We start from the raw sequence: 26,423 nt of genomic DNA, 5'->3' as shown, positions 1-26,423 counted from the left end.
GTCGGGAGGGGGCGGCGCATGTACTACAGGACGAACCGTCCATCGCCGGAGGGAGTCACTCCTCGGGTAGCAGGAGCCCCTGTGGACCGGGCGGGCCCGACAGGGGCGGGGCGGCACACCATGCGTGCCCCGCCACCAGGTTAATCAAGACCCGGCCACAAACGTCAGCCCTGCGGGCTGCGGGCGTCGGCGAGTGCGCGCAGGGCGCGGGCGTCGCTGATGGCCCGCTGCTTGGCGATGCCCGGCTGGATGCCCATGGCCGGGAGGCTGGTGCCGTCGGTGAGGTTGAGGAACACCCACGGGTCGCCGGGCCGCAGGTTGACCTGGACGATCTCGGCCCAGGCAAGGCGCCTGCTGGTGGCGATGTTGACGACGGTCACGCCGGACTCGTCGGCGACGACCTTGGGCCTGCTCAGGAGCATGAGCACGCCGAACAGCAACGCGCCGGTGAAGATGAAGCTGGTCCGCTCCCCCGGGCTGAGGCCCGGGATGAGCAGGGAGATCACCGTGAGGACCACGAAGATCGCGGCGCCCGCGGTGAGCAGGACGGCCCGGGTCCGGCTGGGCCGGAAGGTGACGGGCAGCGTGGGAAGGTCGGTCTGGTCGGTCATCGCCGGGGTCTCCTGCCGGGTCATCAGAGGCGGCAGGCGTGGATGGCCGTGGTCAGGATGGCCCGCGCTCCGATGGCGTACAGGTCGTCCATGATCCGCTGGGCCTCCTTGGCCGGGACCATGGAGCGGACGGCGACCCAGCCTTCGTTGTGCAGCGGCGAGATCGTCGGCGACTCGAGGCCCGGGGTGAGGGCGACGGCCTGCTCCAGGTGCTCGGCCCGGCAGTCGTAGTCCATCATCACGTACGCCCGGGCGACCAGGACGCCCTGCAGGCGGCGCAGGAACTGCTCGACCTTGGGGTCGTCGGTGCCGGCGCCGGTGCGCCGGATGACGACCGCCTCGGACTTCATGATCGGCTCGCCGAACACCTCGAGGCCCGCGTTGCGCAGCGAGGTGCCGGTCTCCACGACGTCCGCGATGACCTGGGCGACGCCCAGCTCGATGGCGGTCTCGACGGCGCCGTCCAGGTGGACGACGGAGGCGTCGATGCCGCTGTCCGCGAGGTGCTTGGCGACGATGCCCTCGTACGAGGTCGCGACGGTCTTGCCCGCGAGGTCCGCGATGGTGCTCGCCGTGCCCGGCTTCGCGGCGAACCGGAAGGTGGAGCGGGCGAAGCCGAGCGGCAGGATCGTCTCGGCGTTCGCGCCGGAGTCGATCAGGAGGTCCTGGCCGGTGATGCCGATGTCGAGCTTGCCGGCCGAGACATAGATCGCGATGTCCTTGGGCCGGAGGTAGAAGAACTCGACCTCGTTGTCCGGGTCGACCAGGACGAGCTCCTTGGACTCCTTGCGCTGCTGGTATCCGGCCTCATGGAGCATCGCCGACGCAGGTCCGGACAGTGAACCCTTGTTGGGGACGGCGATGCGCAGCATGAGGTCGGATTCCTTTGCGTTGAAGGGAGTTGGAGACAGCGGGGCGTACGGCTCAGAGGTGCGCGTACACGTCGTCGAGGGAGATGCCGCGGGCGACCATCATCACCTGCACGTGGTAGAGGAGCTGCGAGATCTCCTCGGCGGTGGCTTCCTTGCCCTCGTGCTCGGCGGCCATCCAGACTTCGGCGGCCTCCTCGACGACCTTCTTGCCGATGGCATGGACGCCCTTGTCGACCAGCTCGGCGGTGCGCGACGTGGCGGGGTCGCCGTTGGCGGCCTTGTGCTGGAGCTCGGTGAAGAGCTCCTCGAAAGTCTTCTTGGACATGATGTCGCTTACTTTACGCGGCTCGTCGACCCCGCTCACCGCCAGGGTTCGGAGATCGTACGCAGCGTGGTCGCGGTGGCGACGGCGGCGGTGACCGCTTCGTGCCCCTTGTCCTCGCGGGAGCCCTCGATGCCCGCCCGGTCCAGGGCCTGCTCCTCGGTGTCGCAGGTGAGGACGCCGAAGCCGATCGGCACTCCGGTGTCCACCGTGACCTGGGTCAGGCCCTGGGTGACGCCCTGGCACACGTACTCGAAGTGCGGGGTGCCGCCGCGGATGACGACGCCGAGCGCCACGATCGCGTCGTAGCCGCGGCCCGCGAGGACCTTGGCGACGACCGGCAGCTCGAAGCTGCCGGGCACGCGCAGGACGGTCGGCTCGTCGATGCCGAGCTCGTGCAGGGCGCGCAGCGCGCCGTCGACGAGGCCGTCCATGACCTTCTCGTGCCACTGGGCGGCGATCACCGCGACCCTCAGGTCTCCGCAGTTCTTCACGCTCAGTTCGGGTGCACCCTTGCCGCTCACGCGCTTCTCCTGGTCGCTCGAAAATTCTCTGTACGTTGCTTACTGATTGCCGCAGGCGGACACCTCGGGGGTGTCCAGCCAGGGCAGGTCGTGCCCCATCCGGTCCCGCTTGGTGCGCAGGTACCGGAGGTTGTGCTCGCCCGCCTGGACCGCCATGGGCTCGCGTCCGGTGACCTTCAGGCCGTGCCGGATCACCGCGTCGGTCTTGTCGGGGTTGTTCGTCATCAGGCGCACGCTGCGGACGCCGAGGTCGTCCAGGATGCGCGCGCCCGCGCCGTAGTCCCGGGCGTCGGCGGGCAGGCCGAGTTCCAGGTTGGCGTCCAGGGTGTCGCTGCCGCGCTCCTGGAGCTCGTAGGCGCGCAGCTTGGACAGCAGACCGATGCCGCGCCCCTCGTGGCCGCGGAGGTAGACCACGACGCCGCGTCCCTCGTCCGTGATGCGCCGCATGGACGCCTCCAGCTGCGGGCCGCAGTCGCAGCGCAGGGAGTGGAAGACGTCGCCGGTCAGGCACTCGGAGTGGATGCGCACGAGGACGTCGTCGCCCTCGGCGATCTCGCCGTGCACGAGGGCGACGTGCTCGACCCCGTCGACGGTGGAGCGGTAGCCGTACGCCGTGAAGTCGCCGAAGGCGGTGGGCAGGCGGACCTCGGCCTCGCGGCGGACCTTCGGCTCGGAGCTGGAGCGGTACGCGATCAGGTCCTCGATGGAGATGATCGTCAGGCCGTGCTTGCGGGCGAAGGGGATCAGTTCCGGGAGGCGGAGCATCGTGCCGTCCTCGCCGGCGATCTCGACGATCGCGCCTGCCGGGCGCAGGCCCGCGAGGCGGGCCAGGTCGACCGCGGCCTCGGTGTGGCCGTTGCGGACCAGGACGCCGCCGGACTTGGCGCGCAGCGGGAAGATGTGGCCCGGGCGCACGAAGTCGGTGGGCTCGAAGGTGCCCGCGGCGAGCATCTGGAGCGTGGTGGCGCGGTCGGCGGCCGAGATGCCGGTGGTGACGCCGTGCGCGCCGCTCGCGTCGACGGAGACGGTGAAGGCCGTCCGCATCGACTCGGTGTTGTTCTCGACCATCTGCGGGAGCTGGAGGCGGTCCAGCTCGTCGCCCTCCATCGGCGCGCAGATCAGGCCGCGGCACTCGCTCATCATGAACGCGATGATCTCGGGCGTCGCCTTCTCGGCGGCGATGACGAGGTCGCCCTCGTTCTCCCGGTCCTCGTCGTCGACGACCACGACGGGCCGCCCGGCGGCGATGTCGCGGATGGCCGCCTCGACGGGGTCGAGGGCGAGGTCAGAGGCGTCCTCTTCGTGACCCGTGCTGTACCAAACAGGTGCCGCAGTCATGCCGGGGCTCCTTCCATGACGGGCTGCGAGGCCTGCGAAGACGCAGAGCGCGACCGCAGCCACCAGTCGCGCATGCCCCACAGGACGAGCGCGAGGTAGATGACGTACACGAGGCCGGAGAAGGCCAGACCACTGCTGAACGCGAGCGGCACGCCGACCACGTCGACCAGCAGCCAGGCGAACCAGAACTCGACCAGACCGCGGGCCTGGGCGACCATCGCGGCGAGCGTGCCGACGAAGATGTAGGCGTCGGGCCAGGGGTTCCAGGACAGGTCGGGCACGGCGGAGAACAGGGCGCCGACCGCGAGGGTGCCAAGAGCCGTGCCGCCGAGCAGCACCCCGCGCTCCTTCCAGGTGGCGAACCGGACGGCGATGGAACCGTCCTGCGCCTGCTGCTTGCCGTTGGTCCACAGGCGCCAGCCCCACAGGGCCACGCCGATGACGAGCAGCTGCTTGCCGACGCCGCCGGAGAGATGGGCGGAGGCGTACGCGCCGACGAGGATGACACCGGAGAGGAACTGGGCGGGCCAGGTCCATATGGAGCGCCGCCAGCCGAGCGCGAGGGCGATCAGGCCGACGGTGTTGCCCACCATGTCGGACCAGATGACGTGCTGCCCGAAGGCCGTGAAGGCTTCGGAGTTGAGCCAGTTCACTTGGTGGCCTCCTGAGCGGGAGCGGGAGCCGGAGCGGCGGTACGGGCGCGGTCGCCGAGCATCCGCTCGACGTACTTCGCGATGATGTCCACTTCGAGATTGACCGGGTCGCCGGGCTGCTTGATGCCGAGCGTGGTCAGCGCGAGGGTGGTGGGGATGAGGCTGATGGTGAAGTAGTCGGGCCCGGCGTCGACCACCGTCAGGCTGACGCCGTCGACGGTGATGGAGCCCTTCTCCACCACGTAGCGAGCGAGGTCCGCGGGGAGCGAGACCTTGACGATCTCCCAGTTCTCGGAGGGCTTGCGCTCGACGATCTCGCCGGTACCGTCCACGTGTCCCTGCACGATGTGGCCGCCGAGGCGGTCGCCCACGGCGGTGGGCCGCTCCAGGTTGACCCGCGAGCCGGACGCGAGCGCGCCCAGGCTGGAGCGGTTCAGGGTCTCGGCCATCACATCGGCGGTGAACTCGTCGCCCTCGTGCTCCACGACCGTCAGACAGACGCCGTTGACCGCGATGGAGTCGCCGTGCTTGGCGCCGTCGGTGACGACGGGGCCGCGGACGCGGAAGCGGGACGCGTCGTCCAGGTTCTCGACGGCGGTGATCTCGCCCAGCTCTTCGACGATTCCGGTGAACACTTCAGTGCTCCTTCGCTACGAGGGTCGCGGTGATCCGCAGATCGGGGCCGATGCGGACGGTCTCGCTCACGTCGAGCCGCAACGCTTCGGTGATGGTCGTGATTCCGCCGCCAGTGAGGGCGGCGGGGCCCGCGCCGAGCAGGACGGGGGCGAGATAGGCGACGACGCAGTCGACGGCGCCCGCGGCGACGAAGGCCCCGGCGAGCGTCGGGCCGCCTTCGAGGAGGACGGAGCGCACGCCGCGGGTGTGCAGCTCGTCGAGGAGGGCGTGGATGTCCAACCCGCCGTCCGCGCGCGGAAGTCGCACCGTCTGCGCATCGGCCGCGGGGGTCACGTTCTCGGCGACGGCGACGAGCGTGGGCGCCGCGTCGTCCAGGACGCGGGCGCCGGGCGCCACCGCGGTGCCGTTCGTGTCGACGACGACGCGCAGGGGCTGGACGGCGCCTTCGATGTCCCGCACGGCGAGGTGCGGGTCGTCGGCGCGCTGGGTGCCGGAGCCGACGAGGACCGCGTCGCACTCGGCGCGCAGCCGGTGGACGTCGGCGCGGGCCGCGGCGGAGGTGATCCAGCGGCTGCTGCCGTCGGCGGCGGCGATGCGGCCGTCGAGCGTCGCGGCGTACTTCCAGGTGATGTGCGGGCGGCCGAGCCGTACGGAGGTCAGCCAGGCGGCGTTCCCCGCGGCGGCCTCGCCCTCGAGCAGGCCCGCCTCCACGTCGACCCCGGCGGTACGCAGCCGCTGCGCGCCGCCGGTCGCGGCGGGGTTCGGGTCGCCGACCGCGTAGACGACGCGGGCGATCCCCGCGTCGATGAGCGCCTGGGCGCAGGGGCCGGTGCGTCCGGTGTGGTTGCAGGGTTCGAGGGTGACCAGGGCGGTGGCGCCACGGGCTCGTTCACCGGCCGCGCGCAGGGCGTGGACCTCGGCGTGCGGGCCGCCGGCGCGCTGGTGGTACCCCTCGCCGACCGGCTGCCCGGAGGCGTCGACGATGACGCAGCCGACGACCGGATTGGGGCTGGTGGAGCCGAGCCCGAGGGCGGCGAGCTCGATGGCGCGGCGCATGGCGGTGCGCTCGGGCTCGTTCGCTGCGACTGCGGTGGCCACCGGGTCCTCCTGCCTCATGGGGCACGGACTCCGGGGCCTGTCGATGACGACAGAACGTACGGACTGCGACACCGGGAGCGTCGCCGGAAACGAGACTTCTCCCTGGGGAACCCGGAAAACCGGGAATCCCAAAAACAAGCCACTCGGCGACGTGCACGAATGCCCGCCCGCCGCGCACTGCCTCCCATCCGGACTTTCACCGTCGGTCCAGGAGTTTCACCTGGTCAACCGGCCACTGGAGGCGGCCGGGTCGCGGACTATAACCGCCGGTTCGGAATTACACCGACCCCGGAGTGCGCTGCTTTTGGTACGAGGCCAGTGTGCCACGCCTGATCGACGCCCATACGAGCGAACCTCTGTGGTCTGGCTCACAGCAGCCTGTGACAGCCCTCTGACCGGCGGTGACGGACCCCTCTGGCACGCTGAGTGCCGTGACGACCGCTGCTCCGGCCGATGAATTCGAGTCCCATAGGCCTCGTATGTTCTCGCTCGCCTACCGCATGCTCGGCTCCGCCCAGGAGGCGGAGGACGCCGTCCAGGACGCGTATCTGCGCTGGAGCGGCGCGCGCCGCGCGGACATCGGGCACCCTGCCGCGTGGCTGGCCAAGGTCGTCACCAATCTCTGTCTGAACAGGCTGACTTCGGCGCGTGCGCGGCGCGAGGAGTACGTGGGGCCCTGGCTCCCGGAGCCGGTCGTCACCTCGGGCGGCACGCTCGGCCCGCTGGAGTCGGCGGAGCAGCGGGACGCGGTGTCGATGGCGCTGCTGGTCCTGCTTGAGCGGCTCACGCCGGTGGAGCGCGCGGTGTTCGTGCTGCGGGAGGCGTTCGCCTACAGCCATCGGGACATCGCCGGTGTCCTGGACATCGGCGAGGCCAACTGCCGGCAGCTGTACCGCAGGGCGGCGCGGGCGGTGGCCGACGAGCGGACCCGGTTCGACGCGGTGGCGGAGCGGCGGGACGCGTTCCTGGAGTCGTTCGTCGCGGCGGCCCGCGAGGGGGATCTCGCGGGCCTGGAGACGATGCTCGCGGCGGACGTGACGTGGTGGGGCGACGGCGGCGGCAAGGTCACCGCCGCGCGCAGGCCGATCCTGGGGCGCGCGAAGGTGGTGCCGTTCGTGGTGGGCGGCATGCGGAAGTTCGCCTCCGCCATGGATCTCTCGTACGCCGAGGTCAACGGCGCGCCCGCGCTGGTCGCGAGGGCGGCGGGGACGGTCGTGGGACTCGCGTCGTTCGCGTTCCGGGGCGGCCTGGTCAGCGAGGTGTGGGTGGTGGTCAATCCCGACAAGCTGGTCTTCTCGGCGGGGCAGCTGTCACATTCCTGAGGGCTGCCCGGTCTCAGCTGTGAAGGACGCCTGCCCGGCGTCCCGCACCGCTCAGCGAAGGAGCCCTGCAATGACCACGATCCTGGTGACCGGCGGCACCGGAACCCTCGGCCGCCCGCTGGCCGACCGGCTGCGCGCGGACGGACACGACGTACGCGTCCTGAGCCGCCACGCCCGGCCGTACGCCGTCGACCTGCGCGAGGGCGGCGCGGGTCTTGACGCGGCCGTGGCGGGCGCGGACGCGATCGTGCACTGCGCGACCATGCCGCGCGGCGGCGACGAGCGGGCCGCGAGGCGTCTCGTCGAGGCCGCACGGCGCGCCCGGGTGCCGCACCTGGTCTACATCTCGATCGTCGGCGTGGATCGGGTGCCGCTCGGCTACTACCGCTCGAAGCTCGCCGTCGAGAAGCTGGTCGAGGAGTCGGGGCTCGGCTGGACGGTGCTGCGCACGACGCAGTTCCACGACCTCGTCCTGAGCATCCTGGCGGGCGCGGCGAAGCTGCCGGTCATGCCGCTGCCCGCGGGCGTCAGCGACCAGCCGATCGAGGTCCGCGAAGTGGCGGACCGGCTCGCGGAGTTGGCGGTGGCGTCGCCCGCCGGGCGGGTCGCGGACATGGGAGGCCCCGAGGTCCGTACGTTCCAGGAGCTGGGCCGCGCCTATCTGCGGGCGAGCGGGAAGCGCCGACCCGTGCTGCCGGTGCGGCTCGCGGGCAAGGCGTACCGCGGCATGCGCGCGGGCGGGCATCTGACCCCCGAGCGGGCGGTGGGCAAGGGCACGTTCGAGGAGTTCCTCGCGGGGCGCTTCGGCGGGCGGCGGTGACCGGGCGCGGCACGGGAGTAGCCGGGCGCGGCACGGGAGTAGCCGGGCGCGGCACGGGAGTAGCCGGGCGCGGCACGGCAGTGGCCGGGCGCGGCACGGCAGTGGCCGGGCGCGGCACGGGAGTAGCCGGGCGCGGCACGGGAGTAGCCGGGCGCGGCACGGGAGTAGCCGGGCGCGGCACGGGAGTAGCCGGGCGCGGCACGGGAGTAGCCCGGCGCGGCGCGGCAGTGGCCGGGCGCGGCACGGGAGTAGCCCGGCGCGGCACGGGAGTAGCCCGGCGCGGCACGGGAGTAGCCCGGCGCGGCGCGGGAGTGGCCGGGCGCGGTGCGAAGGTGCTGTGGGGCGGCCTGCTCGCCCTCACTGCCACCCAACTCTGCGTCGGGTGCTGGCAGTTGTTCGCTCCCCGCTCCTTCTACGGCGTCCTGTGGGTGTCGGACCTGCCGCCCTACAACGAGCACATGATGCGCGATCTGGGGGCGTCCTCCCTGGCGATCGCGGTGGTCCTCGCGGCGGGCGTGCGCGCGATGGAGCCGCGGCTCGTCTCCGTCGGGCTCGCCGCGTACCTGACCTTCTCCGTGCCCCATCTGGTGTTCCACTCGGCGCACCTGGAGCACATGACGGCCGGGTCCGCCGCGACGCTGATGGCCCTCCTGGGGGCCGGGGTGATCGGCCCGTCCTGGCTGCTGTGGCTCAGCGTGCGGGTCCGAACAGCTCGTCCTGCGCCGCTTCCCTCGCGGCGAGCAGCGCGCCGCGCAGCACGGCGGAACCGCCGAGGGTGCTCGCCCTGACCTCCGTGCGCAGCGGGGACATCGCGGTGACGCGGTGCATCACGCGGGTGGCGAGCGGTTCGCCGCCCGCGCGGCCGACCTCGCCGCCCAGGACCACGCAGCCGGGGTCGAGGATCGCGGCCATGGCGGCGGCGCCGACGGCGATCCGGTCGGCGGCGGCGTCGAGGTAGGCCTCGTGGCCGCTCTCGGCGGCGTGCCGCATCACCTCGGCGGCGCTCGCGCCGGGCCGCAGGACGCCGTGCTCGGCGCCGAGGTCACGGAGCGCGGCGGCGCAGGCCAGCGAGTGGAAGCCGCCGTCGCAGCCGGTGGCGGACGGCAGCACGTTCGTGCCGGGCACCGGCAGGAAGCCGATCTCGCCGGTGCCGCCGGAGGCCCCGCGGCGCAGGCTGCCGTCGAGCACGACGGCGGCCCCGACGCCTTCGCCCAGCCACAGCAGGACGAAGGTGTCGCGGTCGTGGGCCGCGCCCTCGCGCTGTTCGGCGCGGGCCGCGAGGTTGGTCTCGTTCTCCACGAGCACGTGCGCCGGGAGCCGTTCCTGGAGGGCTCCCGCGAGACGGCGGTGCCAGGCCGGGAGCGCGGTGGTGTCGCGCAGTTCGCCGGTGGCGGGGTCGATGAGGCCGGGGGCGCCGATCGCCACCGTGTGCAGCCGCTGAACGCCGCCGTCCCCGGCGGTGCTCTCCACGAGGGCCACGGCCCGCTCGACCGCGGCTCCGGTGCCGGTGTCGCCGCCGATGGGCGCGGAGGCCTCGGCGAGCACCGCGCCGAGCAGGTCGGTGACGACCACGGAGACGCCGCCGGTGCGCACGTCGAGCGCGGCGAGGTGCGCCCGGTCGGCGACGATCCCGTACAGCCGGGCATTGGGCCCCCGGCGCTGGGCACCCGCCTCCCCCACGACCGCGATCAGCCCGGAGCCCTGAAGGCGCTCGACCAGGTCGGCGACCGAGGGCCGGGAGAGTCCGGTCAGCTGCTTCAACTGGTTGGCCGTCAGCGGTCCTTCGCGCTGCAGGAGCCCCAGGGCGAGCCGGTCGTTGATGGCCCGGGCGGTGCTCGGTGATGCGGGCATGCCGGGGATCCTTCCATAAAGCTGCTATTTATCAGGCAGGGTTCCTGATAGTTTACGTCGCCGTAGCGGGGCGGCACCTCGGGAGGGGCGGAGCATCGATGAGTGAAGTGGTCCAGGACGTACGGCAGTTGAAGCGGGCGCGGTACGCCGTGGCCGCCGTCTTCTGCGTGCACGGCGCCGTCACCGGCTCCTTCGCGACCCGCGTGCCCTGGATCCAGGACCACGCCGGCCTCAGCGCGGGACTCCTCGGCCTCGCCCTGGCCTTCCCGGCGATCGGCGCCTCCGTGGCGATGCCGCTCGCGGGCTGGGTCAGCCACCGCTTCGGCGCCCGGACGGCGCTGCGCGGGCTGCTCGCCCTGTGGACGATGGCCCTGATCCTGCCCTCGCTCGCGCCGAACCTGCTCACGCTCTGCGTGGCCCTGTTCGTGTACGGCGCGACGGCGGGCATGTCGGACGTGGCGATGAACGCCCTGGGCGTCGAGGTCGAGACCCGCATGAAGAAGTCGATCATGTCGGGGCTGCACGGCATGTGGAGCGTCGGCGCCCTCATCGGCTCCGCGGCCGGCACGGTCGCCGCCCATCTGGGCTCCGACGCACGGCTGCACCACGCGCTCGCCGCCGTGGCGCTCACCGCGATCGGCCTCGTCGCCTGCCAGGGCGTGCTCGACCTCCAGGCGGAGCCCGAGGACGAGGCGCCGCCGCGCTTCTCGCTGCCGCCCAAGTCGGCGCTCCTGATCGGCGCGGTCGGCTTCTGCGCGGTCTTCGCCGAGGGCGCGAGCCTGGACTGGTCGGCGGTCTATCTGCGGGACGTCCTGGACTCGTCGGCCGGTGTCGCCGCCGCGTCCACCACCGGCTTCACGCTCACCATGGCGATCGCGCGGCTCGCGGGCGACGCGGTGGTGGACCGCTTCGGGGCGGTGCGCACGGTGCGCGTGGGCGGCGTGGTGGCGGCGCTCGGCGGTCTCCTCGTGGTCGTCGCGCCGCATCCGGCGGTCGCCATGGGCGGGTTCGCGCTGCTCGGGCTCGGCATCGCGGTCGTGGTGCCCCTCGCCTTCGCCGCGGCCGGGCGCAGCGGCCCCAACCCCAGCCAGGCCATCGCGGGCGTCGCCACCATCACGTACACATCGGGCCTGATCGCCCCGTCGGCGATCGGCACGCTTGCCGACGCGACGAGCCTGGTGGTCTCCTTCGGCCTGGTGACGGTCCTCGCCTGCGGGCTCGCGCTGTTCGCCGGCGTCCTGCGCACGGACGGCCGCGAGGCCACCCCGGTCGCGCCCGCGAAGGCGACGACACCCGGCCCGAAGGCCTGACCCCACGGTTCCATCGGTTGCTCGCCGGGCGCCCCGCGAGCGGCCGGTGAGAGTCCCTGGCACTTATGCCGGATTAACATTGCGCTGACTCATTCAGGTCTTGACAAAGTCGGGCGCACAGAAGGCGGAACAGAACATGGATCTCGGCGTGCGCTGGAGACTGCACGGCGACGGGCGCACCCCCGCGCCCGGAGCCGTCGTCCGACCCGACGAGCGGCTCTCCTGGCCCCGGACCTTCGGGCTCGGCGCCCAGCACGTGGTCGCCATGTTCGGCGCCTCCTTCGTGGCGCCCGTCCTGATGGGCCTCGACCCGAACCTCGCGATCATGATGTCGGGTGTCGCGACCGTCATCTTCCTGCTCGCCACGCGCGGCCGGGTGCCCAGCTACCTGGGCTGTTCGCTCTCCTTCGTGGGCGTGGCCGCCGTCATCCGCGCGCAGGGCGGCTCCTCCGCGACCGTGACGGGCGCGGTCTTCGTGGTCGGCGCCGCGCTGTTCCTGGTGGGCCTGGCCGTCCAGAAGTTCGGGGCGCGGATCATCCATGCCGCGATGCCGCCGATCGTCACCGGCGCCGTCGTCATGCTGATCGGCTTCAACCTGGCGCCGGTGACCGCGTCCACGTACTGGCCGCAGGACCAGTGGACGGCGCTCCTGGTGATGCTGTTCACCGGTCTGGCCGTGGTGTGCCTGCGCGGATTCTGGTCGCGCGTCGCGATCTTCCTGGGCCTGATCTTCGGTTACGCCCTGTCCTGGGCCCTCGACCTGGTCTTCGGCAAGATCCACTCGGCGGACGGCTCGGGCAAGGTCGTCGACCACTGGCGCCTGGACCTCTCGGCCGTCGGCAACGCCGACTGGATCGGCCTGCCGACCTTCCACGCTCCGAGCTTCGAGTGGTCGGCGATCCTCGTCGCCCTGCCCGTCGTCATCGCGCTGGTCGCCGAGAACGCCGGGCACGTCAAGGCGGTCGGCGAGATGACCGGCGACTCCCTGGACGACAAGCTCGGCACCGCGATCTCCGCCGACGGCGCCGCGTCCATGCTCTCCACAGCGGTCGGCGGTCCGCCCAACACGACGTACTCCGAGAACATCGGCGTGATGGCCGCGACCCGCGTCTACTCCACGGCCGCCTACTGGGCCGCCGCCTGCTTCGCCCTGCTCTTCGGCCTCTGCCCCAAGTTCGGCGCGGTCGTGGCGGCCATCCCGGGCGGCGTGCTCGGCGGCATCACCGTCATCCTCTACGGCATGATCGGCCTGCTCGGCGCCCAGATCTGGATCAACGCGGGCGTGGATCTGCGCAATCCGCTGAACCTCGTCCCGGCCGCGGCGGGCATCATCATCGGCGTCGGCGGCGTCTCACTGAAGATCACCGACAACTTCGAGCTGAGCGGCATCGCCCTCGGCACGATCGTCGTGATCACCGGCTATCACGTCCTTCGTGCCTTCGCCCCGCCGCACCTCAAGTCGCAGGAGCCGCTGCTCGATTCGGGCACGTCCACGTACGACGAAGGCGATGCGGGCGACACGGGCGACGAGGCCCCGGAGAAGGGCGCCGACGGCTCTCAGCCGCGCGCCAAGTCGTAGGCGTAGTCGGGGTTGAAGGTGCCGGGCGCGCCCTTGCAGCCGTCGGACTCGCCCGGCAGTTTGATCCACAGATAGGCGTCGACGCGGGCCTGGCCGGTGCGCAGCGTCGGGTTCGGCCCCAGCCCCCGGCCCGCCGGGTCGCACCACTCCCCGTCGGCCGGGGCGCCGTTTCCGTTGCGGCTGGTGTCGATGACGGCCCCCAGGCTCGCCGGGCCGCCGAGCGCGGTCAGGACCTCGCGGGCGTAGGCGGCCTCGTCGCCGGTGCGGTGGAAGTTCGACACGTTCGTGAAGATGCCGTCGGACGACGCGGGGGACGCGGCGCCCGCCGCGCGCAGCCGCCCGGCCTGCTGGGACGCCGCGTTCCAGCCGGAGTGCCCGGCGTCGTAGTAGACACGGGCCTTGGGGTTGGCGGCCTTGAGGGTGCGGCCCGCGCGGGCGAGCGAGGCGTAGCGGGCGGTGCGCTGCTTCGCCGAGAGGCACTCGGAGAGCGCGATCGCGTCCGGTTCCAGGACGACGATGACCTCGCCCGAGCCGAGGCCCGCCGCGAACTTCCCGATCCACGCGTCGTACGCGGCGAGGTCCGGCGCCCCGCCCTGGGAGGCGCCCCCGCAGTCGCGGTCCGGTATCGCGTACGGCACGACGACGGGCACCCGGCTCCCGGTGCCCGACGTCACCGCCCGCACCCGCGAGGTGATGGTCCCGGGCGCGTACTGCGCGAACCACACCGCCGCGGGCCGGTCGGCGATCCGTGACTCGATGAGCGGGCGGCGCGGGTCGCTCCGGTTCGCCCTGACCCAGTCGAGGACCTGGGAGTCGCCGTGCCGGTAGAGGGAGTTCGCCGCCGGGGCCGTGGTGCTCGGCTTCTTCGGGCGCCGCGTCGCGGGCTTCGGTTCCGGCTCGGGCACCGGCGCGGCGGAGGACCTCACGGGCGACGGCGTGGCCGAGGAGGGCGACACGGACGGCGTCGGCACCGCGGGCAGCGGTTGGAACGTCGGCGACTTCGTCACCTTCGGGCGCGCCCGGTCCTTGCCGCCGCCCTCGTCCAGGGCGGACACCATTCCGGCCACGGCGCCGACGGCGGCCACGATCGAGGCCGCCACGACCATGACCCCGTGACGAGCGGCGCCTCTTCGCCTGGACGTTCGCCCGTCGCGCCGTCCGGCGCGATGGCGTGCGCGGTTGCCTGACACAGTGCGGCTCCTCCCCCTCCCCCGTGTCCCCCTGACACGGCGCGCCCACTCCCCCTCCCCAGGGGCACACACGGTCGCCGTTCCCTCGTTCTGGGGAAGCGGCCGGTGCGGCGGCACTCGGGCCAGCCTAGGACTGGGACCCTGCCACCATGGCGCAGTTGGAGCGGTTCGCGGAGTTCACGGGCTCGGCACACGGGGTCGACGGGGTGCTGACGCGGATGCGCGCGCTGGGCACCGGCTTCCCGCCGGGGGACGGCGTCGGGGTCTTCAACCGGGTCTATCTCGCGGTCACCGAAGAGGTCGACCGGCACCTCGACAGGGGGCGATTCCCGGACACCGGGGCCGCGATCACCCTGGACGTCCTGTTCGCCGAGCGCTATCTGACGGCGGTCGACGCGGTGGCCGCCGACCGCAGGCCGCCCGCCTGCTGGCGGCCGCTGTTCCAGCTCCGCCGCCATCCCGGCGTACGCCCTCTGCAGTTCGCGCTCGCGGGCATCAACGCGCACATCGGGCACGACCTTCCGCTGGCGGTCATGGACGCCTGTCGTACGCTCGGCTGCGAACCGGCGGACCTGGAGGACGAGTTCGACCGCGTGGGCGACATCCTCGTCTCGCTGGAGGAGCGCATCCGCGACGAGCTGATGCCGGGGCCCGACCTCTTCCAGATCGCCGACCCGCTCACCCATCTGCTGGGCTCCTGGAGCCTGGAGCGGGCCAGGGACAGCGCGTGGGCGACGGCCCTGGCGATGCGGGCCCTGCGCGAACTCCCGCCGGTCGCCCAGGAGTTCCGGGACCGTCTGGACGGCGCAGTCGGCCTGGTGGGCCGGATGCTCCTCACGCCCCTGCCGGACTGATCCGGCCGCTTGCCTTCCGCCACCGAGGAACTCCCCGACGATCGCTGTACGTTGAAGGCAGTGACCCCGGATGCGAAGGAGCACCAGCATGGCCACACGACTCGGACTCGGCCTCCCGCAGGGCCGGCAGTACCGCATCGGGCGTGACGTCCCGGCAGTGGCCCGCGCGGCCGAGGAGATCGGGTACGAGAGCCTGTGGGTCTACGAGCGCATCCTGTTCCCCGAGCCCGCGACCCAGGGTCTGTACGGCATCGAGGGCCTGCCCTGGCCCGACACCTACCGCTCGGTCGCCGACCCGCTGATCACGCTGACGCTGGCCGCCGCGGCCACCGAGCGGGCCCGCCTGGGCACCAGCGTCCTGGTCGCCCCGCTGCACGTGCCGTTCCAACTGGCGCGTTCGCTCGCCACGTTGGACGCGGCGAGCGGCGGCCGTGTCGTCGCGGGCTTCGGCACGGGCTGGTCGCACGACGAGTACGCGGCGGCGGGGGTGGCCCCCTTCAACCGGCGCGGCAAGGTCCTGGACGAGCTGATCGACGTCTGCCACGCGGTGTGGGGCCCGGACCCGGTGGCGTACGAAGGGGAGCTGACGACGATCGCGCCCTCGGTGGTCGCCCCCAAGCCCGAGCGCCCCATCCCCATCCTGCTGCCCGCCAACAGCCCGCGCGCCCTGCGCAGGCTCGTCGACCGCGCCGACGGCTGGATGCCGGTGGGCGCCGGCGCCGACAAGCTGGCCGAACAGGCCCAGGCCCTGAAGGAACTGGCCACCGAGCGCGGGCGCACCCAGCCCGTCCAGAGCGTCCTGCGGGCCAACGCCCGGTACACGGCGAAGCCGTACGTGGGCGAGAAGCGCGCCCCCTTCCGGGGCAACGTCGAGCAGATCGTCGAGGACCTGGAGGCACACGCCTCGACGGGCGCGGTCGAAGAGATCCTCATCGAACTCGCGGGCGGCGCACGGGACGCGGAAGAACTGAAGGACGTGGCGGCAGAGGTGTACGAGGCGGCAAGGGCAGCGGGGGTCTAGGGCCCCGAAGGGGCGCGGGGAACTGCGCGATCGACCACGACGGCCCGGCAGATCCCCACGCGCCCCAGACAAAACGGCGCTGCCTGTCAGTCCTCAGGCAGCTCGACGGGAGCGATCTCGTCGTACACGTCCCCCGGACCGGGGTTCGTCGCGTCGGTCGAACCACCGAGGTGGTTCATGACACCCCACACGGCGTTCAGGGCGGTCGTGACCGCGCCCTCCGCCCACCCCGCCGTCCAGGAGATGTCATCACCGGCGAGGAAGATCCCCCGCTTGTCCGCCGGCAGGCTCTCCTGCATGAAGTGCGTGAACAGGCGCCGCTGGTAGCGGTAGTGGCCCGGCAGGTTCGCCTTGAAGGCGCCCATGAAGTAGGGCTCGTTCTCCCACGACACCGTCACCGGGTTGCCGATGATGTGCTTGCGGATGTCGACCTTGGGATAGATCTCGCCGAGCGACTTGAGCATGACCTCCATGCGCTCGTTCGCCGACAGCGGCAGCCACTTCAGGCTGTCGTCGCACCACGTGTAGGAGAGGCAGATGACGGCGGGCTTGTCCGGGCCGTCGTCGAGCAGGTAAGTGCCGCGCGTCATGCGGTCGGTGAGCGTCATCGACATGACGTCCCGACCGGTCTCCTCGTCCTTGTCCAGCCAGAACGGCCGGTCGACCGGGACGAAGAGCTTGGAGGACTCCATGTAGTGGGTCCGCTCCATCGCCGTCCAGTGGTCGATGGGGAAGAGCGTGTCGTCGCACGCGATCTTGGAGAGCAGCAGCCAGGACTGGGCGGTGAAGATCGCCGCCTGGTAGGTGCGGATGTCGCCCGAGGAGTCGGTGACGGTGACGCGGTTGCCCGCGGTGCGGTCCAGGCGGGTCACGGCCGGCTTCGGCACGCCGCCCTCGTGCAGCGAGCTCAGGGACGTACCGGGAGCCCAGTGCACGATCTTCTGCGGCTCGCGGTCCCACATCCGCAGCGGCAGCTGCTGGCTGCCGCCGACGATGCCGCGGTGGTGGTCGTCGGCCTCGGTGTAGACGACGCGCAGGATCTCCAGGATGGAGTTCGGGAAGTCGGTGTCCCAGCCGCCCGTGCCGAAGCCGACCTGGCCGAAGATCTCGCGGTGCCGGAAGGACTTGAAGGCCTCGGAATCGCAGAGGAAGCCGTAGAAGGTCTGGTTGTCGAGCTTCTCGACGAGCTTGGACCAGATCTCGCGGATCTTGGGCACGTCGCGCTCGCGCAGGGCGCGGTTCATGTCGGAGAAGTCGGCGCCCTCCTCCAGGCAGGAGTTCCAGGCGTTCATCACGTCGCGGTAGACCTGCGGCAGGTCGTCGACGGACGTCGCGTAGTGGGACTCGCCCTTGAGGTCGACGACCGTCGAGGGCGTCGACTCCGCGAGGGGGTTGGGGAAGGGCTGGGTCTTGAGGCCCACCAGGTCGATGTAGTGCTGCAGCGCCGTCGATGACGGCGGGAAGCGCATCGCGCCCATCTCGGCGGTGAGATCGCCGTCGCAGCCCTCGAAGCCGACGGTGCGCAGCCGGCCGCCGATCTGGTCGGCCTCGTAGACGACGGGCTTGAGGCCCATCTTCATCAGTTCGTACGCGGCCACGATGCCGGAGAGGCCACCGCCGATGACCGCGACCTCCGTGCCGTGCTCGGTCGCGGGTATCTGGCCCAGGCCCGCCGGGTGGGCGAGGAAATCGTCGTACGCGTAAGGGAAGTCCGGACCGAACATGGTGATCGGCGGCTGCGCGTCGGTGTGCTGGACGGCGTTGGGCACCGTGGACGTCATGGGGTACGGACTCCTTGCGGGAACGGCAGAACAGAAGAAGGGGGCTCGGGAGGACCGGATACTCGGGAGGGTCAGATCAGGGACGAGTACAGACCCGGGCGGCGGTCGCGCAGATAGGGGTTGGCCTCGCGCGACGCGGCGAGGAAGGCCGGGTCGGCGTCGGCGAAGACCAGCTGCTCGTCCCGTCCGGCGCGGGTGCGCGCGACTCCGTCGGGTCCGGCCAGGGTGGAGAGCCCGACGAACTCGAACTCCCCTTCCTTGCCGACCCGGTTGACGTACGCGACGTACATCTGGTTCTCGAAGGCCCGCACCGGGACGACGGACTCGGCGACGAACTGGAAGGGGTGCATCTGGGCCGTGGGCACGAGGAGCAGGTCGGTGCCCGCGAGGGCGTGCGCGCGGACGTTCTCCGGGAACTCCACGTCGTAGCAGATCATCAGGCCGATCCGCAGACCGCCCAGCTCGGCCTGGACGACGGACTGCTCACCGGGGGTGAAGGAGTCGCGCTCGAAGCAGCCGAAGAGGTGGGTCTTGCGGTAGTTCGCCAGGCTGACGCCGTCGGGGCCGATGAGCTGGACGGAGTTGAAGACCCGCTCGCCCTCCCGCTCCGGGTAGCCGTAGGCGACCGCGACGCCGTGGCGTGCGGCGCTCTCGGCGATCGCGGTGGCGGACGCCCCGTCGGCGGGCTCGGCCAGGCGTGCCACGTCGTCGCCGATCGCGTACCCGGTGAGGTACATCTCGGGCGCGACCAGGAGGCCCGCGCCCGCCGCGGCGGCACGGGCCGCGGCCTCGTCGAGCGCCTTCAGATTGGCGGCGACGGAGCCGGGGCGGCCCGAGCTCTGGAGCAGGGCGGTGCGCAGCGGGGGCATGGCGTGACCTCGGGGCATGCGAAGGGACTGACGGACTGGTGGGGACCGTTAGACCGTACGGTCGGCGGGCTTGCCGCGACAAGGCGCGAGCGTTGCGGGCCGCCGCTCGATCCGTTGCGCGTACGGGGCCTTCGGCGGCGATTCGTTGCGCGGCGGCATGGGACCGGGGTCGTAGCGGTGTCCACCGCCGGGCGCAGGGTGCGCGGGGGTGTTCCCCGCCACGCGGCGGAGGCGGATTGCCGCCCGTGGCCGGACGTGCCGGCACCCCCTGCCGCGAGACCGTGATCTCGCCCGGAAGGACCGGGTGAACGGCACGCATCAGGAGGCTTCTCGTGAGCCGCAACGCAAGCACCGGCAGCCGCAGCACCGCCCGGTTCACCGACACCCGCCGCCGCGTGATCGCCGTGGGGACCGCCCTGCTGATCGCCACGGGAGCGGCCGGAGCGGCCGTCGCGTCGGACGGCGACGGACCGCACACACCGGACAAGGCCACGTCACACGCGCAGACCCGCGAGGCCGCCGCGCTCACCGGCAGCGCGAAGCTCTACCGCAAGACCACCGAGGACGTGACGTTCACGTTCGACGCCCATCTGGCGAAGCGCCACACCATGCGCCCGGACAAGGCGACCGGCACCTTCCGCTTCGTCCACCTCGACAGGCCGGGCGGCGAGGGCGGCTGGGCGAAGGGCCGCATCGACTGCCTGATCACGGGCGGCAAGGTCGCCACGGCCACCGGCATCATCACCGACACCAACCTCAAGGACATCAAGGGAGGCCGCGTGGGCTTCACCGTCCACGACCAGGGCGAGAAGCTGGACCGCGTGGGCTACAGCTGGGCCGCGGTGGGCGGCCCCGACGGGACCAAGAAGCTGACCAAGTGCACGAGCTCGGCCCCCTTCGAGAAGGTCAGGAAGGGCACGGGCGACTTCGACGTCACGCCCTGGCATCCGACGTACCCGACCGACTGACCACGCCGGGGCTGGACGAGCGCCCCGAAGGGGCGCGGGGAACTGCGCGCTCAGCCACGACGCACCCGCGCCCGAGGCACTATGCAGGGGCCCCCGACGAGAACCGCCGCATCAGAGGCGAAAGCACCAGCACGGACTTCGTCCGCTCCACGAAGTGCTCCCCCGCGATCCGTTCGAGCACGCGCTCGAAATGACGCATGTCGGCGGCGAAGACCTGGACGACCGCGTCCGCGTCACCGGTGACGGTGGACGCGGACGCGATCTCCGGGTACCGCTCAAGACCTCGCCGGATCGCCTCCGGCGAGGTGTTGCGGCGACAGTAGATCTCGATGAACCCCTCGGTCTCCCAGCCGAGCGCGGCCGGGTCGACCCGCACGGTGAATCCCGTGATCGCCCCGGTCTCCCGGAGCCGGTCCACGCGCCGCTTCACGGCGGGCGCGGAGAGCCCGACCAGCTGGCCGATGTCGGCGTAGGAACGGCGGGCGTCCTCGGCGAGGGCGTGCACGATGCGTTCGTCGAGATCGTTCAGTCGCACTGGGGGTGGATCACTTCTCTGCGGAGGCCAATCGGGAGCGGCTCATGCCGTACAGGAAGTAGAACACGAGGCCTGCGGCCATCCAGACACCGAACACGACCCAGGTGACGGAGTCGAGGCTGAACATGTTGTACGCGCAGAAGCCGAAGCCGAGCACCGGGAAGAGCCAGCCGAGCGGCACCCGGAAGGTGCGCGGCATGTCCGGGCGGGTCCGGCGCAGCACGATCACCGCGACGTTGACCAGGGCGAAGGCGAAGAGCGTACCGATGCTGGTGGCGTCGACGAGCTTGCCGAGCGGGATGACGGAGGCGAGGGCGGCGCAGAACAGCGACACGATGACGGTGTTCACGCGGGGCGTGCCCGTCTTCTTGCTGACCTTGCCGAACACCTTGGGGACCAGGCCGTCGCGGGACATGGCGAACAGGACGCGGGTCTGGCCGTAGAGCACGGTCAGGACGACGGACGCGATGGAGATGACCGCGCCGGCGGCGAGCAGCGTGCCCCAGAAGCTCTGGCCGCTGACGTCGTTCATGATCGCGGCGAGCGCGGCCTCGGAGCCCTCGAAGTCCTTCCAGTTCCAGGCGCCGACGGCGACGGCCGCGACCAGGACGTAGAGCGCCGTGACGATGATCAGCGACAGCATGATCGCGCGGGGCAGGTCGCGCTGCGGGTTCTTCGCCTCCTCACCGGCGGTGGAGGCGGCATCGAAGCCGATGTACGAGAAGAAGAGGCTCGCCGCGGCGGCGCTGACGCCGGCGGTGCCGAGCGGCATGAAGTCGGAGTAGTTGCCGGACTTGAAGCCCATGAAGCCGATGGTGCAGAAGAGCACGAGCGCGGCGATCTTCACGACGACCATGATCGTGTTGGCGCGCGCCGACTCCTTGGCGCCGCCGAGCAGGAACACCATCGCGAGCAGCACGACGAGCAGGCCCGGCAGGTTGATGATGCCGCCCTCACCGGGTGCCGAGGAGAGCACGTCGGGGATGGTGACGCCGATGGTGCCGTCGAGCAGCTCGTTCAGATACTCGCCCCAGCCGACGGCGACGGCCGCGACCGAGACGCCGTACTCCAGGACCAGGCACCAGCCGCAGACCCAGGCGACGAGTTCGCCCATCGTTGCGTACGCGTACGAGTACGAGGATCCGGCGACCGGTATGGAGCCCGCCAGCTCGGCGTACGAGAGCGCGGAGAACAGGGCGGTGAGGCCGGCGAGCACGAAGGACAGGGTCACGGCGGGCCCGGCCTTGGGCACGCTCTCGCCGAGGACGACGAAGATGCCGGTGCCGAGCGTGGCGCCGATGCTGATCATGGTCAGCTGCCACATGCCGAGGGAGCGCCGCAGCGAGCCGCCCTCGCCCTGGCCGCCCTCGGCGACCAGCAGTTCCACGGGCTTGCGCCGCATCAAGCGACGGCCGAACCCAATGGCCCCCGGGGGACTTGGGCGGTTCTGCGGGGGTGCGCCTTGGTCGAGCACGCGTGGCTCCTTCATCGCTGCCGGTCAGGGCGGCGGGACCGGCGGCAGCACCCACGCATGGATGGGGACCGCCGAGCAGGCGGTCCCCGCCACACCACGTACAGCGGATGACTCTATGAGGCGCGCTTCACGTACGTAATGCAGCAACCTTGCGCAAGCCCGCATGATCGTTGCGTACATCCCCTTCCTGCGGGTCTTCGTTGCGCGGTCCGTTTCGTCCGTTGCGTGCCGAGGCTCCCGGGAGGTCATTGACACTTCGTCAGATCTGCCCCATCGTGCACTCCGGTCGAGCCGATCGCGCGCCCCGTCGAGAGGGAGGCAGCAGGCCATGGACCTCGATGTGCTCTACGAGATCGACGTACCGAAGCCCTGGAACGGACCCCATCCGCACGGCCAGCGCACCGCCGAGCAGCGCGCCTACCGGGAGGCCGTGGAGCAGATCCGGCTCGCGGACCGGGTCGGCTTTCGCACCGTGTGGGCCGTGGAGCACCACTTCCGCGAGGGCCGCTCGCACTGTCCGGCGCCCGAGGTGCTCCTCGGCCACCTCGCGGCGCTCACCGAGCGGATACGCCTCGGCTTCGGCGTCACGCTCACCCCCTTCGGCTTCACTCCCCCGCAGCGCGTCGCGGAGAAGGTGGCGGCGGTGGACGTGCTCTCGGAGGGCCGCGTGGAGTGGGGCACCGGCCGCTCAACTCCCATGGAACAGACGGCATTCGGGGTCGACCGGGAGCAGTCGCGGTCCGACTGGCGCGAGGCGATCGAGATCGTGACGGGCATGTGGCGCGAGGAGTACTTCGCGTACGAGTCCGAGCGCTTCACCTTCCCCCGGCGGATGGTCACGCCGAAGCCCGTCCAGGACCCGCACCCCCCGTGCTGGATGGCGGCGACGTCCCCCGGCTCGGCGGAGGTGGCGGGCGCGGCGGGCCTCGGCCTGCTCTCCTTCTCGATCATGCAGCCGCTCGAAGCGATGGCCCGTCAGGTCGCCGCCTACCGCGCGGCGGCGCGCACGCCCTCGCCGATCACGGACGTCACCACGGACCGCGTCAGCGCCTACACGCTGGTGCACGTGGCCGACCGCCCCTCCAAGCGGGTCTGGGACTCGGTGGCCTGGTGGTACCGCAACCTGGCCCAGTTCACGCTCGACTGGGAGCTGCCGCACCTGACCCCCGACGAGCGCGAGCGGACCTTCCCCCTCCTCACCCCGATCATCGAAGGCAGCGTCCCCGTCCAGGAGTTCAACGACGGCGACATGATCCTCATCGGTGACGCCGAGACCGTCGTCCGCAAGGCCAAGCACTACGCCGACCTCGGCATCGACCAGCTCATCTGCTACGTCCAGTGGGGCTATCTGGAGCACCAGGAGATCCTGCGCACGATCGAGATCCTGGGCAAGGAAGTGATCCCGGAGCTTGCGTCCTACCACCCCCGGCAGGCGGCACCGTGAGCGAGCCCCTCGACACGTCGCCCGTCCCCGACTACGCCACCCTGCACCGCCTGGACGGCCGCGCCTTCGTCCTGCTCGGCGCGGGCAACGGCATCGGCCGCCAGACCGCGCACGCGCTCACGTCGGCGGGCGCCCGGGTCCTGTGCGTGGATCTCGACAAGGGCCGCGCCGAGGCGGTGGCGGCCGAGACGGGCGGCACCGCGTACGTCGCCGACGTGACGCGCCGCGAAGAGGTGCGGGAGCTCTTCGCTTACGCGCGCCGGGAGCTGGGCCCGATCGGCGGCGTCGTCGACATCGTGGGCATGGCCCGCTACGCCCCGCTGGACGAGCTGGACGACGCCTCCTGGGACTGGCACTTCTCCCTGGTCCTGCGGCACGCCTGGCTCGCGGTCCAGTACGGCGGCAGGGCGCTCGCCGAGGCGGGCGGCGGCCCGCTGGTCTTCGTGGCGTCGGTGTCGGGCCTGACGGCGGCGCCCCTGCACGCCGCGTACGGCGCGGCCAAGGCGGGCCTGATCTCCCTGGTCCGCTCGGCGGCGGTGGAGTACGGCCCACGCGGTGTACGGGTCAACGCGGTGGCGCCCGGCGTCGTCTGGACCCCGCGCGTGGCGGGCCTGATCGGCGACGAGGGCCGCGCGCGCAACGCCCGCAACGCCCCGCTCGACCGGGTGGCCGAGACCTCGGACATCGCGTCGGCCCTGCTCTTCTTCGCCTCGCCGCTCTCCTCGTACGTCACCGGCCAGACGCTCGTCGTGGACGGCGGGGTCGGCGTGAAGTTCCCGTATCCGACCGTCGGGGGTGCACGGTGAGGGAGTTCGTGCGGGGCGCCGCGTGGTGGACCGAGGACGGGCGTGCGGTGCGCGCCGACCCTGCCGACCGGGACCGGCTGCCCGGGGACACGTGGGAGCGGGCGGGGCTCCCGGCCGGGGTGCGCCTTGAGTTCACCGCGCGCGCGGTGAGCGCCGTGGAGATCGCGTACACCGCCTCGCCGCCGTCGCAGACAGATGCGTACGACACCGCGCCTGCCGTCTTCACGCTGCTCACGGACTCCGGCGAGGAGAACGGCGGCATCCGCACGGGGACGGTCGAGGCGAGAGCGGACGACGCGGGAGCGGACGACGAAGGCCTCGCGCGGCGGCCCGCACGCGTGCCTGTCGCCGGGCCGTCCGCACCGTGCGACGGCCGCGTTCGAGCAGTCCGCGACACCCCCGCGGCGCCCGGCTCCCACGCGGTGCGGATTCAACTCCCCCAGCCGGACGGGGACTTCGTCCTCCACCTCCCGGAGACACTGCGTCCCGCACTCACCGGCCTGCGTCCCGTGGGCGGCGGCACGCTGCGACCCCGGCAGAGGCAGCCGCGCTGGCTCGTGTACGGCGACTCGATCGTCGAGGGCTGGTCGACGAGCCGCCCCCATCTGGCGTGGCCCGCGCTGGCGGGACGGGCCCTGGGGGTGGAGTCGGTGAACCTCGGGTACGCGGGCGCGGCGCGCGGTGAGCTGGCTTCGGCCGAGCAACTCGCCTCCCTGGACGCCGACTTGATCACCGTCGCCTTCGGCACGAACTGCTGGTCGCGGGTGCCGCACTCGGCCAGGCTGCTGTACGAGACGGCGCGGGCGTTCCTGGACCTGGTGCGCCGGGGCCACCCCGCCGCTCCCCTCCTGGTCGTCTCCCCCGTGCTCCGGCCGGACGCCGAGGCGGTGCCGAACGCGCTCGGCGCCACGCTCCGGGACCTGCGGACCGCCGTGGAGCGGGCGGCCCTGGACGCCGGGGCCGATGTGCTGCCGGGCGGCGGGCTGCTGGAGGCGGGGCACCTGGTGGACGGGGTGCATCCGGGCGACGCGGGCCACGGCGTCCTCGCGGACGCGGTGGCGTCAGCGTTGCGGAAGGGTCACTCCTGGGCCGCTTCGTCGTAGGCCTCGCGGGCGGCGGCGATGGCGGGGCGGTGGCCGATGGACCAGTCGGCCAGCGCCTTCACGAGGTGGGTGAGGCTGTGGCCCATCTCGGTCAGCTCGTACTCGACCTGCGGCGGAATCGTCGGGTACACCGTGCGCTTGACCAAGCCGTCGCGCTCCAGGCGCCGCACGGTCACGGTGAGCATGCGCTGCGAGATGCCGCCGTGGATCCGGCGCTGCAGCTCCTTGAACCGCAGGACGCCCGAGGCGAGTTCGACCACCACGTACACGGACCACTTGTCGCCGAGCCGGTCCAGGACGTCCCGCACCCCGCACTCGTCCTGCGGGGTGTCACAGCTGATCACCGGCTCGACGGGAGCCGTGGCGGTCTGCGGGGTGGTTACCGCGGTGTGCCCTGCTGACATGAAAGTGCCTCCTTATGCGGCGCCGCCGCGCCGATCACCATGGTCACCACGGGCCCGGTCACCGGGCCTCACCCGAACAGCGGGCCGGTCCTGACAGCGGGCCGGTCCTGACAGCGGCACAACCACTCACCACGGGGGAACCTTCCCATGCTCATGATCACCGGTGCCACGGGCGCCCTCGGCAAGCTCGTCACCGCCCGTCTCGCGGACCGGTCCGATGTCGTCGTCGGCTCCCGCAGCCCCGCTCCCGGCGGGCGCCGCGTCGACTTCGACGACCCGGCATCGCTGGACTTCACCGGCGTCGACACGTTGCTGGTCATCTCGGCGGGCGCCGCCGAGGACGATGTCGTCATCGCCCGCCACGAGGCCGTGATCTCCGCCGCCGAGAAGGCGGGGGTCGGCCACCTCGTCTACACCAGCCTGAGCGGCGACGGGGACCATCTCACCTACGCGCTGGCCCACCGCTGGACCGAGCGCAGGCTGCGCGGCTCCTCGCTGAACTGGACGGTGCTTCGCAACGGCCTGTACGCGGAGTTCCTCGCGGCTGTCGCCGCGCCGGGGCCCGACGGGACCGTGGCCGCACCGCTCGGGGCGGGCCGCATGGCCGCCGTGGCGCGCGAGGACCTGGCCGACGTCGCGGTGCGGGTGGCGACGGATCCGGCCGCCCACGCGGGCCGCACCTACGAACTCGTCGGCGAACACGCCCTGGGCGGCGCCGACCTGGCCGCCGCGATCGGCGGCTCGTACGAACCCGGCACACTCGCCGCGACCCGCGAGGCGATCACCGCGGCCGGAGGGGCGCTGCCGTTCCAGGTGCCGATGCTCCTGAGCACGTACGCGGCGATCGCGGGCGGCTTCCTGGACGGCACGGGCGTGGACGGCAGCGCCCTGCGCACTCTCCTCGGCAAGGAGCCCCGCCCGGCCATCGAGGTGTACGCGGCCACGGTGCGCCCCTGACGAGGCCCCGCCAGGGGCGCGGGGCACTGCGCGACGAGCCACGACGAACCCGCAGCGGCAAACGGCAGCCCCCGCGCGGCG

Annotated in this window: 27 protein-coding genes and 1 riboswitch; of the genes, 12 read left to right on the top strand and 15 right to left on the bottom strand. The window is 72.1% G+C overall.

Annotation, left to right across the window (positions count from 1 at the left end; genetic code table 11):
• Nucleotides 1-164: 164 nt before the first annotated feature.
• The 8 genes from ACZ6ZP_RS39650 to ribD are packed head-to-tail and all read right to left on the bottom strand — an operon-like array spanning nucleotide 165 to nucleotide 6,072.
• Nucleotides 165-611 carry a PH domain-containing protein gene (locus tag ACZ6ZP_RS39650; protein WP_351168749.1) on the bottom strand — a complete coding sequence of 149 codons (447 nt, stop codon included), beginning with the start codon at nucleotides 609-611 and terminating at the stop codon, nucleotides 165-167.
• Between the two features lie 23 nt (nucleotides 612-634).
• Entirely contained in the window at nucleotides 635-1,483 is an 849-nt protein-coding gene (gene hisG / locus ACZ6ZP_RS39645; protein WP_351168747.1) for an ATP phosphoribosyltransferase, read from the bottom strand.
• A 52-nt stretch (nucleotides 1,484-1,535) separates the two neighbouring features.
• Complete coding sequence (locus tag ACZ6ZP_RS39640) at nucleotides 1,536-1,808, bottom strand: phosphoribosyl-ATP diphosphatase (RefSeq protein ID WP_351168745.1); 273 nt, start codon at nucleotides 1,806-1,808, stop codon at nucleotides 1,536-1,538.
• A 35-nt stretch (nucleotides 1,809-1,843) separates the two neighbouring features.
• Nucleotides 1,844-2,329, bottom strand: a complete 486-nt coding sequence (ribH, locus tag ACZ6ZP_RS39635) for a 6,7-dimethyl-8-ribityllumazine synthase (protein ID WP_351168743.1) — start codon at nucleotides 2,327-2,329, stop codon at nucleotides 1,844-1,846.
• 39 nt (nucleotides 2,330-2,368) lie between these two features.
• Entirely contained in the window at nucleotides 2,369-3,667 is a 1,299-nt protein-coding gene (locus tag ACZ6ZP_RS39630) for a bifunctional 3,4-dihydroxy-2-butanone-4-phosphate synthase/GTP cyclohydrolase II (RefSeq protein ID WP_351168741.1), read from the bottom strand.
• On the bottom strand, nucleotides 3,664-4,260 hold the full coding sequence (locus ACZ6ZP_RS39625; RefSeq protein WP_351168882.1) for a nicotinamide mononucleotide transporter family protein: 597 nt from the start codon (nucleotides 4,258-4,260) through the stop codon (nucleotides 3,664-3,666). Before ACZ6ZP_RS39625 ends, ACZ6ZP_RS39630 begins: the two co-directional genes overlap by 4 nt.
• 56 nt (nucleotides 4,261-4,316) lie before the next feature.
• Entirely contained in the window at nucleotides 4,317-4,955 is a 639-nt protein-coding gene (locus ACZ6ZP_RS39620) for a riboflavin synthase (RefSeq protein WP_361463344.1), read from the bottom strand.
• Between the two features lies 1 nt (nucleotide 4,956).
• The gene (gene ribD, locus ACZ6ZP_RS39615) at nucleotides 4,957-6,072 is read right to left on the bottom strand and encodes a bifunctional diaminohydroxyphosphoribosylaminopyrimidine deaminase/5-amino-6-(5-phosphoribosylamino)uracil reductase RibD (protein WP_469410334.1); all 1,116 of its coding nucleotides are present in this window, start codon (nucleotides 6,070-6,072) and stop codon (nucleotides 4,957-4,959) included.
• 152 nt (nucleotides 6,073-6,224) lie between these two features.
• Nucleotides 6,225-6,355: riboswitch (FMN riboswitch) on the bottom strand.
• A 178-nt stretch (nucleotides 6,356-6,533) separates the two neighbouring features.
• Here ribD and ACZ6ZP_RS39610 point away from each other — a divergent pair.
• The 3 genes from ACZ6ZP_RS39610 to ACZ6ZP_RS39600 all read left to right on the top strand — a co-directional run bounded on the left by ACZ6ZP_RS39610 (nucleotide 6,534) and on the right by ACZ6ZP_RS39600 (nucleotide 8,984).
• Nucleotides 6,534-7,376, top strand: coding sequence for an RNA polymerase sigma-70 factor (locus ACZ6ZP_RS39610; RefSeq protein WP_469410333.1), 843 nt, complete (start codon nucleotides 6,534-6,536; stop codon nucleotides 7,374-7,376).
• A gap of 70 nt (nucleotides 7,377-7,446) precedes the next feature.
• Nucleotides 7,447-8,196: an SDR family oxidoreductase gene (locus ACZ6ZP_RS39605; protein WP_399982878.1), complete on the top strand. Its 750-nt coding sequence runs from the start codon at nucleotides 7,447-7,449 to the stop codon at nucleotides 8,194-8,196.
• On the top strand, nucleotides 8,193-8,984 hold the full coding sequence (locus ACZ6ZP_RS39600; RefSeq protein WP_469410332.1) for a hypothetical protein: 792 nt from the start codon (nucleotides 8,193-8,195) through the stop codon (nucleotides 8,982-8,984). The genes ACZ6ZP_RS39605 and ACZ6ZP_RS39600 overlap by 4 nt, the downstream gene beginning before the upstream one ends.
• Here ACZ6ZP_RS39600 and ACZ6ZP_RS39595 read toward each other — a convergent pair.
• Complete coding sequence (locus ACZ6ZP_RS39595) at nucleotides 8,887-10,047, bottom strand: ROK family transcriptional regulator (protein ID WP_366463324.1); 1,161 nt, start codon at nucleotides 10,045-10,047, stop codon at nucleotides 8,887-8,889. The two genes, ACZ6ZP_RS39600 and ACZ6ZP_RS39595, sit on opposite strands and share 98 nt — an antisense overlap.
• 98 nt (nucleotides 10,048-10,145) lie before the next feature.
• On the opposite strand from ACZ6ZP_RS39595, the gene ACZ6ZP_RS39590 reads away from it, so the two are divergent.
• Both ACZ6ZP_RS39590 and ACZ6ZP_RS39585 read left to right on the top strand, forming a co-directional pair.
• Nucleotides 10,146-11,357 (top strand): MFS transporter, encoded by a 1,212-nt coding sequence (locus ACZ6ZP_RS39590; protein ID WP_351168727.1) that lies wholly within the window; start codon nucleotides 10,146-10,148, stop codon nucleotides 11,355-11,357.
• A gap of 136 nt (nucleotides 11,358-11,493) precedes the next feature.
• Nucleotides 11,494-12,936, top strand: a complete 1,443-nt coding sequence (locus ACZ6ZP_RS39585; RefSeq protein WP_366463325.1) for a uracil-xanthine permease family protein — start codon at nucleotides 11,494-11,496, stop codon at nucleotides 12,934-12,936.
• On the opposite strand, the gene ACZ6ZP_RS39580 is transcribed toward ACZ6ZP_RS39585, so the two are convergent.
• On the bottom strand, nucleotides 12,915-14,042 hold the full coding sequence (locus ACZ6ZP_RS39580) for a glycoside hydrolase family 6 protein (protein ID WP_469410331.1): 1,128 nt from the start codon (nucleotides 14,040-14,042) through the stop codon (nucleotides 12,915-12,917). The genes ACZ6ZP_RS39585 and ACZ6ZP_RS39580 overlap by 22 nt on opposite strands.
• A gap of 233 nt (nucleotides 14,043-14,275) precedes the next feature.
• Between ACZ6ZP_RS39580 and ACZ6ZP_RS39575 the strand changes: the two genes are divergently transcribed.
• Entirely contained in the window at nucleotides 14,276-14,980 is a 705-nt protein-coding gene (locus tag ACZ6ZP_RS39575; RefSeq protein ID WP_361463331.1) for a DUF5995 family protein, read from the top strand.
• 88 nt (nucleotides 14,981-15,068) lie between these two features.
• Nucleotides 15,069-16,001 carry an LLM class F420-dependent oxidoreductase gene (locus ACZ6ZP_RS39570; RefSeq protein ID WP_361463329.1) on the top strand — a complete coding sequence of 311 codons (933 nt, stop codon included), beginning with the start codon at nucleotides 15,069-15,071 and terminating at the stop codon, nucleotides 15,999-16,001.
• 86 nt (nucleotides 16,002-16,087) lie between these two features.
• On the opposite strand, the gene ACZ6ZP_RS39565 is transcribed toward ACZ6ZP_RS39570, so the two are convergent.
• Nucleotides 16,088-17,782: a flavin monoamine oxidase family protein gene (locus ACZ6ZP_RS39565; protein WP_469410330.1), complete on the bottom strand. Its 1,695-nt coding sequence runs from the start codon at nucleotides 17,780-17,782 to the stop codon at nucleotides 16,088-16,090.
• 71 nt (nucleotides 17,783-17,853) lie between these two features.
• On the bottom strand, nucleotides 17,854-18,642 hold the full coding sequence (locus ACZ6ZP_RS39560; protein WP_383818379.1) for a carbon-nitrogen hydrolase family protein: 789 nt from the start codon (nucleotides 18,640-18,642) through the stop codon (nucleotides 17,854-17,856).
• 341 nt (nucleotides 18,643-18,983) lie between these two features.
• Between ACZ6ZP_RS39560 and ACZ6ZP_RS39555 the strand changes: the two genes are divergently transcribed.
• Nucleotides 18,984-19,619 (top strand): Repetin, encoded by a 636-nt coding sequence (locus tag ACZ6ZP_RS39555; RefSeq protein WP_351168716.1) that lies wholly within the window; start codon nucleotides 18,984-18,986, stop codon nucleotides 19,617-19,619.
• Between the two features lie 79 nt (nucleotides 19,620-19,698).
• Here ACZ6ZP_RS39555 and ACZ6ZP_RS39550 read toward each other — a convergent pair whose 3' ends face one another.
• Together ACZ6ZP_RS39550 and ACZ6ZP_RS39545 are read right to left on the bottom strand one after the other, a co-directional pair.
• Nucleotides 19,699-20,154, bottom strand: a complete 456-nt coding sequence (locus tag ACZ6ZP_RS39550) for an Lrp/AsnC family transcriptional regulator (protein ID WP_351168714.1) — start codon at nucleotides 20,152-20,154, stop codon at nucleotides 19,699-19,701.
• A gap of 10 nt (nucleotides 20,155-20,164) precedes the next feature.
• The gene (locus ACZ6ZP_RS39545) at nucleotides 20,165-21,628 is read right to left on the bottom strand and encodes an amino acid permease (RefSeq protein WP_351168712.1); all 1,464 of its coding nucleotides are present in this window, start codon (nucleotides 21,626-21,628) and stop codon (nucleotides 20,165-20,167) included.
• Between the two features lie 328 nt (nucleotides 21,629-21,956).
• Here ACZ6ZP_RS39545 and ACZ6ZP_RS39540 point away from each other — a divergent pair, with 328 nt between their 5' ends.
• From ACZ6ZP_RS39540 to ACZ6ZP_RS39530, 3 genes are read left to right on the top strand one after another with little or no spacing between them, the layout of a single operon-like run.
• Nucleotides 21,957-23,072 carry an LLM class flavin-dependent oxidoreductase gene (locus ACZ6ZP_RS39540; RefSeq protein WP_351168710.1) on the top strand — a complete coding sequence of 372 codons (1,116 nt, stop codon included), beginning with the start codon at nucleotides 21,957-21,959 and terminating at the stop codon, nucleotides 23,070-23,072.
• Nucleotides 23,069-23,878, top strand: a complete 810-nt coding sequence (locus ACZ6ZP_RS39535) for an SDR family NAD(P)-dependent oxidoreductase (RefSeq protein WP_469410329.1) — start codon at nucleotides 23,069-23,071, stop codon at nucleotides 23,876-23,878. The genes ACZ6ZP_RS39540 and ACZ6ZP_RS39535 overlap by 4 nt, the downstream gene beginning before the upstream one ends.
• Nucleotides 23,875-24,981: a GDSL-type esterase/lipase family protein gene (locus ACZ6ZP_RS39530; protein WP_469410328.1), complete on the top strand. Its 1,107-nt coding sequence runs from the start codon at nucleotides 23,875-23,877 to the stop codon at nucleotides 24,979-24,981. The genes ACZ6ZP_RS39535 and ACZ6ZP_RS39530 overlap by 4 nt, the downstream gene beginning before the upstream one ends.
• On the opposite strand, the gene ACZ6ZP_RS39525 is transcribed toward ACZ6ZP_RS39530, so the two are convergent.
• Nucleotides 24,957-25,385 carry a winged helix-turn-helix transcriptional regulator gene (locus tag ACZ6ZP_RS39525; RefSeq protein ID WP_469410327.1) on the bottom strand — a complete coding sequence of 143 codons (429 nt, stop codon included), beginning with the start codon at nucleotides 25,383-25,385 and terminating at the stop codon, nucleotides 24,957-24,959. The two genes, ACZ6ZP_RS39530 and ACZ6ZP_RS39525, sit on opposite strands and share 25 nt — an antisense overlap.
• A 147-nt stretch (nucleotides 25,386-25,532) precedes the next feature.
• On the opposite strand from ACZ6ZP_RS39525, the gene ACZ6ZP_RS39520 reads away from it, so the two are divergent.
• Nucleotides 25,533-26,342, top strand: a complete 810-nt coding sequence (locus ACZ6ZP_RS39520; RefSeq protein WP_469410326.1) for an NAD(P)H-binding protein — start codon at nucleotides 25,533-25,535, stop codon at nucleotides 26,340-26,342.
• Nucleotides 26,343-26,423: the final 81 nt, after the last annotated feature.

This window comes from Streptomyces sp. NPDC054047 (assembly GCF_055585065.1).
Note: the sequence above shows the minus strand (reverse complement) of the source record. Positions and strands in the feature narration are given on the sequence as shown.